Source organism: Flavobacterium sp. ACAM 123 (assembly GCF_000264055.1).
Taxonomy (GTDB): domain Bacteria; phylum Bacteroidota; class Bacteroidia; order Flavobacteriales; family Flavobacteriaceae; genus Flavobacterium.
The window spans coordinates 13,888-27,353 of the sequence record NZ_AJXL01000021.1 but is presented as its reverse complement, the minus strand read 5'-3'; the positions used below and the strand labels follow the sequence as shown (position 1 = coordinate 27,353).

The window sequence follows — 13,466 nt, the reverse complement described above, 5'->3', positions numbered from 1 at the left end:
CATAAAAAATCATCTCCTTTTAGCAACAAAAAAGCGCTTCATCAAGTCTGAAGCTTCTTCCGCTAAAACTCCCCGTTTTACAACGGTTTTTGGATGTAATTGTGTTCCCATTTTTTCAAATCCACGGTGCTCATCGCTTGCTCCAAAAACAATTTTTGATATTTGACTCCAATACAAGGCGCCGGCACACATCTGGCAAGGTTCCAAGGTGACGTAAAGCGTACAACCTACTAAATATTTTCCTCCTAAATAATTTGCCGCAGCGGTAATCGCTTGCATTTCTGCATGAGCAGTAACGTCGATTAGTAATTCAGTTAAATTATGACTTCGTGCGATCACAATATTATTGACGACGATAATGGCCCCAACAGGGATTTCGCCTTTATCAAAAGCCATTTCAGCTTCCTGCAAAGCTTTTTTCATGAAGTACTCGTCGGTGAATGGATTTATCATAGTTTTGACAGCGATTTCACAAATTCTAAATCTTTATGACTCTTCGCTTTATTTAGTGATTCTTTATGGAACAACTTCTTTATCGACTACAAAAATACAATTTCAAATCGTACATTTGCTTTATGTCAGATAAATTACTCACAAGCATTAATTACCCTTCCGATTTGCGCCTGCTCGACGAAACCCAACTTCCAGAGCTAGCCCGAGAATTACGCAATTTTATCATCGATGTTGTTTCTGTAAAAGAAGGACATCTCGGTGCCAGTTTAGGCGTTATCGAACTCACCATTGCCCTACACTATGTGTTTAGCACCCCAGATGATCTATTGATTTGGGACGTGGGACATCAAGCGTACGGACATAAAATACTGACCGGAAGAAGAGGTGATTTTCATACAAACAGACAACTGGGCGGCTTATCCGGTTTCCCAAGAAGGAGTGAGAGTATCTATGACGCTTTTGGCGTAGGCCACTCCTCTACTTCTATTTCTGCCGCTTTAGGAATGGCAATTGCTTCTAACCTAAAAGGTGATTTCGACAAACAACACATCGCGGTCATTGGAGACGCCTCTGTAGCCTCGGGGATGGCTTTTGAGGGACTAAATCATGCCGGAGTAACTGATGCAAATTTACTAGTGATTCTAAACGACAATGCAATTGGGATTGATCCAAGTGTAGGTGCCTTGAAGAATTACCTTACGGCAGTTAAAAACGGAAAAAACCCGAAGCAAAATAACATGATTAAGTCCTTGAATATTGACTATTCCGGTCCTATTGACGGGCATGATATTTTTGCGGTAGTTAAAGAACTGAAACGTTTACAAAAAATAAAAGGCCCTAAATTCCTTCATGTAATCACCACAAAAGGCAAAGGGCTAAAACAAGCTGAAGAAGACCAAGTAAAATACCACGCTCCTGGAAAGTTTGACGCAAGCACAGGGGAAATCTATAAGAAACTGGAAGAAAATCTTCCCCCGAAATACCAAGACGTTTTTGGCTTAACGATTTTGGATCTCGCTCGAAAAAACGAAAAAATAGTCGGGATTACACCCGCAATGCCCTCAGGAAGTTCTTTAAAATTCATGATGGATGCATTACCAGAGCGTGCCTTTGACGTAGGAATTGCTGAACAGCATGCTGTTACTTTGTCTGCTGGAATGGCGACCCAAGGAATGATGGTTTTTTGCAACATCTACTCCACTTTTCTACAAAGGGCTTATGACCAAATAATTCACGATGTAGCCATACAAAACTTACCCGTTATTTTTTGCCTAGACAGAGCAGGACTAGTGGGAGAGGACGGAGGAACTCATCACGGCGTTTTTGATTTGGCTTATTTGCGTTGTATACCCAATATGATCATCCACTCTCCGTTGAATGAAATAGGACTGCAAAACATACTTTATACCGCGCAGCTTGGCTTAGACCATCCTATAGCCATCCGCTATCCTCGTGGTCGTGGCGTTCTACCGGATTGGCAAACCAAGAATTTTGGCAATTATGAGAAAATTGAAATTGGTCGTGCCAATTGCTTAAAAGAGGGAACTGAAACAGCTGTTTTATCGAATAGTCCGATAGGCAAAAACGTCACTTTGGCCTTAGCCAATTTAAACAATCCAACGACGATTGCACATTATGATTTTGCATTCGTCAAACCCCTAGATGAAAAAGAATTACATTCTATTTTTAAAACTTTCAAAACTATAATAACAATTGAAGATGGGATTATAAAAGGTGGTTTTGGAAGTGGAATACTGGAGTTTGCGGCCAAAAACAACTATACTACAAAAATACAATTACTGGGTATACCTGATGAATTTATAGAACATGGTACTGTTGACGAACTACAACAATATTGCAAGATCGACGTTAAAAGTTTAGAAATAGTTTTTTCTGTTGAGCCAAAATAATTATTTTGCGCTCCCTAAACACAATGCGCTTCTAATGAAATTACTTTCTTTGTCCTTCCTGATTTTTGTATTGCTGTTTTCAGAAAACACGTTCTCCCAAAAAATTATTACAACCTTAGACGGCCCTAAAAAGATAGCGCCAGATACACTTTCTCATTGGGTTAAAAAAAACAAAGTCGGATTTGACATCTCTGAAATTGTTTTTGTCAACTGGAATGCCGGTGGAACTAGTTCTATTTCAGGATTATTAAAAGGAAAATTTAATCGCGTCTACAACAACAATAATTACAACTGGACAAATGAATTGATTGTGCGTTATGGCTTGAATAAACAGGATGGAATCGAGCTACGGAAAACGGAAGATGTACTTCAGTTTAATTCTGCTTTAGGCTATCGAAAAGATACGTTGTCTAACTGGTACCACACTGCAAAATTTAATTTCAATACCCAGTTCACGGATGGATACGCCTATCCAAATACGGAAGTCTCTATATCCAAACCATTTGCGCCCGCTTATATTTTCTTAGGACTTGGAGCAGAATATGCCACGAAAGACAAACATAAATTACTTTACTTATCCCCTTTTACTTCCAAAATCACGTTGGTACTAGACCAGAGATTAGCCAACCAAGGTGCTTTTGGTGTTAAAAAAGCACTATATGATTTAGATGAGAATTTAATTGCTGAAGGCGAAAAGTCAAAAATGGAACTCGGTTTTCTATTAACTGGTTTTTATAAACAAGAAATATTCAAAAACATCACTCTTGAAAACAGACTCAGTTTGTATTCTGACTATATCAATAAATTTGGCAATATTGACGTCGATTATGACCTGACATTAGAATTAGTGGTTAATGAATATGTCAAAACTAATATAGGGCTCCATATTATCTATGATGATGACATTAAAGCCAAAGAAGACATCAATGGAGAACAGTTTACCGTAGGCCCGAAACTACAATTAAAACAAGTTTTAGGGGTGGGGATTGTTTACAATTTCTAATTAATCCTTTTTCTTGCCTTTGATTGTTTCAAATAACTCTAAAGCATTCCCGTCCGTAAGTAAAGAAACGAAATGACAGATATGAAGCAGTCTCTCATACAAATCCTCTTTTTCATAATGGTGTTTCTCCGGTAGTAATTTTAAAATTAGGGAATCATAATTAGAGGCATTTCCATTATACTTGTTATCGTAGGCCGTAATGAATTTATCCAACAACGTTTGTATGATTTGGTATCCCACAATCTCCTTCTCGATCACTTCCCGACTCTGATAGATATTATTCACACTAATACTGATGATATCATCCATTTGTGCTTTATACTTGCTTTTATCTGTTAAAGCGAAAGGAAATTTCCCCTTTAAAATTGCTTCTTCGTTATCAATGAAAACTTTTACCGCGTCATTAATCAAACTACCAATGGCCAGAGCACGTAAATAACTAATTCGATCTTCCTTAGTGGTAAGCGTTTTATATTTTGAGGTGTCAATGCTGTCTTTTACCAATTTAATTAAATACTCCAAAGCAAAATCTTCTGAGACCAAACCAAGATTGATTCCGTCTTCAAAGTCTATGATAGTATAACAAATATCATCTGCTGCCTCCACTAAGTAAGCCAGTGGATGTCTTTCAAAACCGATATCATCTCCAGATTTATTTGGGATTAGCCCCATGTCTTTGGCAGCTTCTTCAAAAAACTTTTTGTCTGTTTGGAAAAAACCGTACTTTTTATCTGATATATTTTTAGTTGGTTTCTTTGGCAAACTCTCTTTTGGGTATTTCATAAAAGCGCCAAGAGTCGCATAAGAAATTCTAAGACCGCCCTCAATTCCAGGGCGACTAGCGGTTAACACAGAGAACCCATTTGCATTTCCTTCAAAATCGATTAAATCCTGCCATTGCTTTTTAGACAATTTGTCTTGGTAAATTTTTCCGTTTCCAATGGAAAAATACTCTCCAATCGCTTTTTCGCCTGAATGTCCAAAAGGCGGATTCCCGATATCGTGTGCCAATGAAGCCGCGGCTACAATAGCTCCAAAATCATTCATATGAAAACCGTGTACTTCCTTCAAATAAGGGTATTTCTCAATTATTTTCTTTCCAACCAAACGTCCCAGAGAACGTCCCACTACTGAAACCTCTAAACTATGCGTCAAACGCGTGTGTACAAAGTCGGTTTTTGAAAGCGGAATCACCTGTGTTTTATCTTGTAGACTTCTAAAAGCCGCCGAAAAAATAATACGGTCATAATCTACTTCAAAACCTAAACGAGTATCATCTTGTTCAATACGTAATCGTTTGCTCGTGTCGCCTTGTCTTTTTAATGATAGAAGTTGTTCCCAGTTCATACTGTGTTTTTCGAATTTGAATAATTGGATAATTTTTCAAAGATAGAAAAATAGCGATAACATAAAATAGCTTTAATTTAAATTTTCTAATGGTACAAAACACCAAAAACCTTATGCATTGCATAACTCTTGACGTCCTCACTATTTAGCACATCAAACCCTAAAAGTAGAATTTTATGATTAATAGAAGGTAACATAACATAAATGTGAACTTTGTTTTAAAACCACTTGAAAAATGGAGCTGTATTATTAAAAATTGTCGTTAAAAATATAAATAGATACTATTTTGGTCAGTATTCCTTCTGTTTTACGTCTCATAGTGAAACTAAAAGGATCAAACAACTAACTTTCAAATAAAAAACCATTATGCTCTACACAGGTCAACTCAATGAATTCATACGTTTAGCCGAAATTGACGCTACCAATTGTGATTTACTTAAAGAAAAAATTACAGACGGTTTGACTGTTATTTGGGCTTTAAATGAATTAAAAATTAAAGTTGACGGTAGCCAGCATACTTTTCCAATACATTCGGTTTTGTTTTTAACCGAGTATCATAACGTAGAAGTTTTAAGCGTAAACAGTGCGAGATTAATTCGGTTCAACAGAGCGTTTTACTGCATCGCGGATCATGATAGCGAAGTAGGTTGTAAGGGAATTTTATTTTTTGGTGCGTCACAATTTCCAAAAATCGCCATTCCCGATGCCGAGTTAGAGAAATTCGAAATCCTTTGGAAAATGTTTGCTATCGAAATGGAGTCCAAAGATGATTTGCAGAACGATATGTTGCAAATGATGCTCAAACGCTTGCTCATATTAAGTACGCGCATATACAAAGAGCAAACGGAGTTAACGACATTTGGCAAAAAACAATTAGATATCGTACGCGAATACAACTACTTAGTTGAAAGTAATTTCAAAACCAAACACCAAGTGGCTGATTATGCTGAAATGCTAAATAAAAGTCCGAAGACCTTATCGAATTTATTCAAAAAATACAACGAAAAGTCGCCTTTACAGATAATTCAAAACCGCATCATTCTCGAAGCACGCCGACTATTGCGCTATTCCGACAAGAGTATCAAAGAAATTGCTTACGTAATAGGATATGAAGACATTCAGTCTTTCAGTAGGTTTTTTAAGAAAATGGAAGGTGTTTCTCCATCTGAATTTAAAAAGACGGTATAATTTATTTATCTACGAGCTAATCCATCTATCCGCTTTATCTTTTATGCTGAACCCCAGCATAAAAGGATGCCGCTTTTATCTGGGCTAAAAGCAATTGTGGGTTTCCATTACATAAATTCTTTATTACTAATTTTTTTTATCTATGAACAAACTAGAGCTCTTACTAGTGTTTCCTATTATATGATTTTTCCTTCGTCAAAATGAAAAAGTAAACACAGCTTTTATAGATGATCTCTTCTCTTTATTCTATTTCTTTAGAAATATTCTTACATATACTAAACATTCTTTTCTAGTCCTGATTGCAGCGGTATCCTCTTGTGTGGCGACAGCAAGCACAAGAGATATAGCGAAAAGCAGGTGGATTTTCTTAAAACCAATTTACTTTCTACTCCTAAAAACAGAAACAAATCATTTTCTATATTAAAATAAGCATCAAAGGAAGAATGAACAACTCTGCGGGAAATACGACCTAACTTTAATGCTTCCTTTCTTTCTATATTTGCACTATAAACCTGATATGAAGTAAATTATGAAAAAAATATATACCTTTATTATTAACCTCACAACCATTTTAGGGCTGACAGCAATAAAAGAAGCGCCACAATTAATTGCAGTGAATCAAGAAAGTTTTTGCCAGAATATGGCAATCACTGATTACTACTGTGACGAAAACAACTTATTTATATAATTATTGATTCAAAAAAAATTAAAAACATGACAAATTTCAACGTACCAACAAGAGAAGAAGTTTCTGAAAACAATCAAGCCATTTTTGATAAACTAGAAAAAGGAGTAGGATTTGTTCCTAATATTTATGCCGCAATGGGGCACTCTAAAAATGCTTTGGGTAGCTATTTACAATTTTCAGGGGCGGCCACTTCCTTAAGCAAAAAAGAAAAAGAAGTGGTTGACCTCACCGTTAGTCAATTAAACGGATGTAAATATTGCCAGGCAGCACATACCGCGGGGGCTAAAATGAATGGATTTACAGACGATCAAATTATTGAGATTAGAAAAGGAGGAGCTAGCTGGGATAATAAAATTAATGTTTTAGCTGTAACAGCTCAACAAATAGCAGCTAACAATGGACAAATAGAAGCAGAAACACTTGAGGGTTTTTATACAGCAGGTTACACTAAAGAAAATCTAGTTGACTTAATAATGGCTATCGGTATTATTACTGTCACTAATCTTTTTCACAACGTAACTGATGTACCTATCGATTTCCCCATAGCAGTAGAATTGTAACTAATAACCGGGTAATGGTAGAGATTAAAACACTACCAGATAAATTAAAATCTTAGAACATATGATAAAACATTTAGACAAATCAACATTTGATACGACTATAAATACAAACGACGTTGTACTAGTAGATTTCTTCGCAGACTGGTGTGGGCCTTGTACCGCACTGCACCCCGCTCTTGAAGAATTAGCGAAAGAATTTGACGGTAAGGCAGTGATTTCAAAAATTAATGTAGATACAAATCCAGAGCTAGCAGCACAATTTAAAGTGCGAAGTATTCCTGCGCTATTCTATTTTAAAAACGGAGAAATTGTAGGCACGCAAAACGGAGTACAAAGTAAATCAGAAATAACAAGTCAATTAAACAACTTTACAAACAATTAAAAAATTAAGAAAATGAAGAATATAAAATTAGTAGCATTCGCATTGTTATTAGCAACTCAAATGCATGCTCAATTACCTGATCCAGGCTTCAAAGTTGATTCCAGAACTGCAATTGTAATCACTGATCCTCAAAACGATTTTCTTAGCCCAGAAGGTGCTACCTGGAATGTGGTTGGGAAAAGTGTAACCGAAAACCATACGGTAGCGAACTTAGAGCAACTTTTTAAAATTGCCAAAGAAGAAAATATGACTGTTTTTGTATCTCCACACTACTATTTCAAACACGATCACAATTGGCAAATTGAAGGTGCGCTGGAAGCTTTGATGCATAAACTTAATATGTTCGACAGAACAGATGTATTATATACAGTAGGTTTCGAAGATTCCGGTGCAGATTGGTTAGAGCCGTACAAAAAATACATCGGAGAATCAAATGTGATTGTAACTAGTCCCCATAAAGTATATGGTCCTGAATCAAATGATTTGGCTTTACAATTAAGAAAACATGGTTTTGATAACGTAATCTTAGCGGGTATGTCTGCTAATTTATGTACAGAATCTCACATGAGGGACTTAATAGAATCAGGTTTTAAAGTAGCCGTGGTTAAAGATGCAACAGCAGCCGCTATTTTACCTGGATTAAATGGTTACGAAGCCGCTTTAGTAAATTTTCAAATGATTGCAAGCCATGTTTTTACTACACAGGAAATTGTAACTGAAATTAAAAACTTCAGCAAATAATACGATGGGAAAGAAAATAAACATTAAAAATCTATCCACGGGATTTCAATCTTTAATTGCAAACGGTAGCCATGCCATTATAGGTGACGAACCGCCTGTAAATAAAGGAACCGGCTTGGGATTTTCGCCTGAGGATTTAATTCTCTCTAGCATCGCAATGTGCAAGGTAGCGACAGTGCGCTAAATTGCTAGAAAGAATAATTAGGAAATTGAAGATGTAGACGGCGAATTTGAATTAAATGTAAAACGTGGTGAAGGAGGGAAATTAAGTACGCATGTTACTGCCAAAATAAGAATTGAAGGCGACCTAACACCGGAGCAAAGAACAGAATTGTTAAAGCAAGCTGATACGTGTTACTTGCAACGCTTAATTGAAGGAGAGTGGAACATTGAGTATGTTATAGCGCTACCTGAATAAATTAAGACGATTCTAATATACCACTACTTCTATATACCATCAAAAATGTGGATACAAAGGGTTTGGCTTTAAGAGGCTGAGCCCTTTGCTGTTTGCCAACAAATCAGGAAACATGCTTTATAAATGGTCTTATTTTATTATATTTGAAAGGCTTTTTAAAACAAAACTATTTATATAATGAAAAAAACTTTCAAAATAATTGGTTCTATTATTCTTATCCTCATTATAGCAGTAGTAGTATTTTTATATTTTAAGAGTACTCCACTTCCCAAAGGAGAAAAAGGAGCAAGAGCCGAAGCACTTACAGGTAAAATTCAAGCAGCCATCAATCAAAAAGCTTGGGATTCTACCGCTGCGGTTTCCTTTAGCTTTACAGGAAATCATCATTACCTCTGGGACAAAAAACGCAATTTAGTTCAAGTACAGTGGGGTGATAAAAAAGTACTTTACAATACTCAAACAGTAGAAGGCATAGCTTATGAAAACGATAAAAAACTAACCGACACGGATAAAACAGACGCTATAAAAAAAGCGAATGATTATTTTAACAACGATTCTTTCTGGCTTATTGCGCCTTTCAAATTGCGAGACGCTGGCACCACCAGAAGTATCGTGATCCAGGATGATCAAGAAGCGCTACTGATTACCTACGCTTCTGGCGGAAGCACACCCGGAGATTCCTATGTATGGTTAGTTGACCAAAATTACATGCCCAAAGCTTGGCGCATGTGGGTTAGTATTATTCCTGTGGGCGGACTGGAAACGACTTGGGAAGATTGGAAAACATTTGAAAATAATCTGAAAATTGCAACAAGCCATAAAGGCTTAATTGATTTAAACCTAGAAAATGTTAAGACAGGGCAATCGATCGAAGAAATTAATAATGGGAAAGATCCGTTTACTGAATTGTAATTTTTAGTCCTGTATGTTAATGAAAAATCCGTAGAAAGACATTATACGACAGCTATTGATTACTGAGTTATGTATTGCAAATCTAAAAATTCAATGCTGTACTGTGTTTAATTTCGCCCATAACAAAAATAGTTTGGGTATTCCCAATGTTTTCAATTGTAGATAATTTATTCATTACAAAGTCCTGATAGCTAGTCATATCCTTTACTAATATTTTTAGCATAAAATCATAGTCACCTGCGATATTATAAGATTCAATAATTTCAGGAAGCGCTACAATATCTTTTACAAAATTACTTCCCACATTTCGTGCATGCTCTTTTAACCTCACATTGCAAAATACGATCATTCCAAGATTCATTTTGTCCTTATTTAATAAGGCAACATATTTCATAATAAATCCTTCTCTTTCTAGTCTTTTTATACGTTCGTAAACCGGAGTTGATGTCAAAAACAACTTGCTTGCTAGGTCTTTTATATTGATATGAGCATCCTCTTGAAGATGCTTGAGAATTTGTAGATCAATTGAATCTAGATTTTCCATAGGATAATTTACTGTTAAACTTATTATTTTTAGCGCTATACGAAACAAAATACTGCATTATTTGCTAAAAGTAGGTATTATCCCTTAAGTAACAAAGAAAACAAAGTATTTAATACTAACCTAATACCTTTGTTTAGAAATAAACACTTAAAAAAAATGAAGACAAACAATCTAGGTTATCCAAGAATAGGTAGCAACAGGGAACTTAAAAAAGCCAGTGAATTATACTGGTCTAATAGCATTACAGCTGATGAACTTATGGCGGTCGGTCAAAGTATTCGAAAAAACAATTGGAAGCTACAATACGAAGCGGGAATAGACTTAATTCCGTCAAATGACTTTTCCTATTACGACCAAGTACTCGATTTATCACTAATGCTTGGCGTTATTCCAGAACAGTATACCGCTTTTGCCAAAGAGAATTCTGTTCTTGATCTCTATTTTGCAATGGCAAGAGGCGCTCAAAAAAAAGGACAAGATGTTGTTGCTATGGAAATGACCAAATGGTTTGATACTAATTACCATTATATCGTTCCTGAATTCACCAAAGACCAAGAATTTAGTCTGTTTTCTGAAAAAATAATCGATGAATATAAAGAAGCAAAAGTAGCCGGTTATGACACAAAGCCAGTGATCATTGGCCCTGTCTCGTATCTACTGCTTGGAAAAGAAAAAGAAGAAGGCTTTCACCGGATAGATCTTATTGACAAAGTACTTCCCGTATATTTTGAAATTCTACAAAAACTACAGGATGCACAGGTAACATATATTCAGTTTGACGAACCATTTTTAGCTTTAAATTTAACCGAGAAAGAAAAAAATGCAATTACTTATGTTTACAATGAAATCAATAAGCGTTTTCCAAAAATCAAACTGCTACTTAGCAATTATTTTGATTGTTTTGGTGAAAACCTAGCTATGGTTTTAGCTCTACCAGTTCACACTTTACACTTGGACATGGTTCGCTGTCATTCACAATTAGATGATATTCTAGAATCGGGACTTTTACAAAGCCAGGTTCATCTCTCACTTGGCGTTGTCGACGGTCGTAATATTTGGAAAAATGATTTCAAAAAAACCTTAGCACTAATCGAAAAAGCGACAGATGCCCTGGGGAGTAATCGCGTTTGGATTGCACCATCGTGTTCCTTAATTCATTCGCCATGTGATTTAGATTTAGAAACTAATGACGGTACTTTAAAACCTGAGATTAAGCAGTGGCTGGCTTTTGCTAAACAAAAAATAGAAGAAGTCGTAGTACTATGTAACCTTGCTTCAAATGAAATCACCGAAAATGATCAGGCCAGTTTTGAGGAAAATACGCTCGCAAACGATAAAAGAAAGAAAGCAAAAATCATCCACAATGAAGAGGTCAAAAATAGAGTTACTGCTATCGTGGATAAAGATTCAAAAAGGAATAGTGCTTTCGCCATTCGCCGTCAACAGCAAATTGATGCTTTACAGCTCCCTTTATTTCCCACCACTACTATTGGATCATTTCCACAAACTACCGAAGTACGAAGCTGGAGAGCAAAGTTTAAAAAAGGAGAATTAACTCAGCAGCAATATGATGCTTTAATCAAAAAAGAAACTGAAGAAACCATCCGTTTTCAAGAAGAAACGGGTCTTGATGTATTGGTTCATGGAGAATTTGAACGCAATGATATGGTCGAATATTTTGGTGAACAGTTGGACGGATTTACTTTTACAAAAAACGGCTGGGTACAAAGCTACGGTAGCAGATGCGTGAAACCTCCAGTGATCTATGGAGATGTTTCTCGCCCCAATTCGATGACCGTCAAGTGGGCTACTTTTGCGCAGTCATTGACTCCAAAATGGGTAAAAGGGATGCTAACTGGTCCTGTAACGATCTTACAATGGTCTTTTGTTCGCGACGACCAGCCACGATCTGTAACCTGCACTCAAATCGCGCTGGCAATCAGGGATGAAGTGCTGGATTTAGAACAAGCAGGGATAAAGATCATTCAAATCGATGAGCCTGCTATTCGCGAAGGATTGCCTTTGCGAAAAGAAGAATGGACTACTTATTTAGATTGGGCAATAAAAGCATTCAGGCTTTCAGCTAGTGGCGTAAAAGATGACACTCAAATACACACACACATGTGCTACAGCGAGTTTAACGATATCATTCAAAATATTGCAGCAATGGACGCTGATGTAATTACCATTGAATGTTCACGCTCCCAAATGGAATTACTAGATTCTTTTGCCGACTTCAATTATCCAAATGAAATTGGCCCCGGAGTATATGATATTCATTCCCCTCGCATTCCCTCTAGAAATGAAATGGTGCAACTACTTGAAAAAGCAGCAGCAGTCATTCCTACAGACCAGCTTTGGGTCAATCCAGATTGCGGTTTAAAAACGCGTCATTGGAACGAAACAAAGAAAGCATTAATAGAAATGGTAGCTGCGGCTCAGGAAATGAGACTCGCTCATCCCACTGCAGCTAGCGCAATATAATACGACTACAACAAAAAGCCCTGTCACTTTATAAGCGGTAGGGCTTTTTATTATTCTAGTTTTCCAAATTCTTCTGGATTATTAAAAAAACGTCTACTTTTAGCAAGTCTCTTTCTTTTCACCACATAGGTCTCCGAGAGCGTATCGTGCCAGCCTCGTGGAAAGGCTCCAAGGAAGGAAAAAGGCTCTAACGGAATAAACCGACAAAGCGTGCGTATCAAAAACGTTTTAATATCCGGTTTTGAACCGTCTTTTTTAACCACAACTGTTTTAGTAATCAGTTGCGCAATAGTCCTAGAGAAATAGATTTCAGTAAGGCTATAGTATACTACCATAATCAACAAACTATAAAAGACAATTTCTCCAATTGACATCGTTTCGACCCAAGCAGAAACCGTAAATTTTTTCGCTATCTCGGCAACCAAGGTAATAGTTGTCGCAATGCTAAGAATGATAATGTATAAGAATACTAAATCAATACTGAAATTAAGAAAACGTTGGCCTCGAGTCGCAAGTAAGTCATTTGTAATTGTAAATGTTTTATTTTTCATAGTATCAGTTTTTTTTAGATATTAAAAAAGAATAAATCCCATAGTAACCTACTCAAATATAAGCATTTAATATTAAAAAATTAATCAGAATATTCATTATTATGTGTTTCAATTTGGCTTCTAAATACTGCTTCTCCCATTACCTACCTAGCCCAGATTGCAGTGAAAATCCTTTTTATTTTTTCTTTAAAAATAAAAAGATTGAAACGGAAAGCTGGAAATAGCTCCTAAAAACAAAACAGCTACCAAATAATTGATAGCTGTTTCTCTTTACTCTTTATTTTA

At 36.2% G+C, this 13,466-nt stretch carries 13 protein-coding genes; 9 read left to right on the top strand and 4 right to left on the bottom strand.

Translation table 11 applies throughout. The annotated features are described in order from the left end of the window. Nucleotides 1-9: 9 nt before the first annotated feature. Nucleotides 10-453 (bottom strand): nucleoside deaminase, encoded by a 444-nt coding sequence (locus A3SG_RS0105640; RefSeq protein ID WP_016989048.1) that lies wholly within the window; start codon nt 451-453, stop codon nt 10-12. Nucleotides 454-575: 122 nt separating this feature from the next. Here A3SG_RS0105640 and A3SG_RS0105635 point away from each other — a divergent pair, with 122 nt between their 5' ends. Together A3SG_RS0105635 and A3SG_RS0105630 are read left to right on the top strand one after the other, a co-directional pair. Beyond that, a complete protein-coding gene (locus tag A3SG_RS0105635) occupies nt 576-2,363 on the top strand; it encodes a 1-deoxy-D-xylulose-5-phosphate synthase (protein ID WP_016989047.1) in 1,788 nt (595 codons plus the stop codon). 34 nt (nt 2,364-2,397) lie between these two features. Next, the gene (locus tag A3SG_RS0105630) at nt 2,398-3,366 is read left to right on the top strand and encodes a DUF3078 domain-containing protein (RefSeq protein ID WP_016989046.1); all 969 of its coding nucleotides are present in this window, start codon (nt 2,398-2,400) and stop codon (nt 3,364-3,366) included. Here A3SG_RS0105630 and dgt read toward each other — a convergent pair whose 3' ends face one another. After that, complete coding sequence (gene dgt / locus A3SG_RS0105625) at nt 3,367-4,713, bottom strand: dGTP triphosphohydrolase (RefSeq protein ID WP_016989045.1); 1,347 nt, start codon at nt 4,711-4,713, stop codon at nt 3,367-3,369. A gap of 366 nt (nt 4,714-5,079) precedes the next feature. Here dgt and A3SG_RS0105620 point away from each other — a divergent pair, with 366 nt between their 5' ends. The 6 genes from A3SG_RS0105620 (at nt 5,080) to A3SG_RS0105590 (ending at nt 9,602) form a co-directional block, all read left to right on the top strand. Further along, complete coding sequence (locus A3SG_RS0105620) at nt 5,080-5,901, top strand: helix-turn-helix domain-containing protein (RefSeq protein ID WP_016989044.1); 822 nt, start codon at nt 5,080-5,082, stop codon at nt 5,899-5,901. Between the two features lie 529 nt (nt 5,902-6,430). Further along, complete coding sequence (locus A3SG_RS21845) at nt 6,431-6,589, top strand: hypothetical protein (RefSeq protein ID WP_016989043.1); 159 nt, start codon at nt 6,431-6,433, stop codon at nt 6,587-6,589. Nucleotides 6,590-6,615: 26 nt separating this feature from the next. Beyond that, nucleotides 6,616-7,149: a carboxymuconolactone decarboxylase family protein gene (locus A3SG_RS0105610; RefSeq protein ID WP_016989042.1), complete on the top strand. Its 534-nt coding sequence runs from the start codon at nt 6,616-6,618 to the stop codon at nt 7,147-7,149. 61 nt (nt 7,150-7,210) lie between these two features. Then, the gene (gene trxA / locus A3SG_RS0105605) at nt 7,211-7,531 is read left to right on the top strand and encodes a thioredoxin (protein WP_016989041.1); all 321 of its coding nucleotides are present in this window, start codon (nt 7,211-7,213) and stop codon (nt 7,529-7,531) included. A 12-nt stretch (nt 7,532-7,543) separates the two neighbouring features. Further along, nucleotides 7,544-8,272 (top strand): cysteine hydrolase, encoded by a 729-nt coding sequence (locus A3SG_RS0105600; protein WP_016989040.1) that lies wholly within the window; start codon nt 7,544-7,546, stop codon nt 8,270-8,272. A 595-nt stretch (nt 8,273-8,867) separates the two neighbouring features. After that, nucleotides 8,868-9,602 (top strand): hypothetical protein, encoded by a 735-nt coding sequence (locus A3SG_RS0105590; RefSeq protein ID WP_016989038.1) that lies wholly within the window; start codon nt 8,868-8,870, stop codon nt 9,600-9,602. Between the two features lie 82 nt (nt 9,603-9,684). Here A3SG_RS0105590 and A3SG_RS0105585 read toward each other — a convergent pair whose 3' ends face one another. Further along, a complete protein-coding gene (locus A3SG_RS0105585) occupies nt 9,685-10,146 on the bottom strand; it encodes an Lrp/AsnC family transcriptional regulator (protein WP_029596631.1) in 462 nt (153 codons plus the stop codon). A 156-nt stretch (nt 10,147-10,302) separates the two neighbouring features. On the opposite strand from A3SG_RS0105585, the gene metE reads away from it, so the two are divergent. Next, complete coding sequence (metE, locus tag A3SG_RS0105580) at nt 10,303-12,630, top strand: 5-methyltetrahydropteroyltriglutamate--homocysteine S-methyltransferase (protein ID WP_016989036.1); 2,328 nt, start codon at nt 10,303-10,305, stop codon at nt 12,628-12,630. Between the two features lie 50 nt (nt 12,631-12,680). On the opposite strand, the gene A3SG_RS0105575 is transcribed toward metE, so the two are convergent. After that, nucleotides 12,681-13,181, bottom strand: a complete 501-nt coding sequence (locus A3SG_RS0105575) for an RDD family protein (RefSeq protein ID WP_016989035.1) — start codon at nt 13,179-13,181, stop codon at nt 12,681-12,683. Nucleotides 13,182-13,466 lie beyond the last annotated feature (285 nt).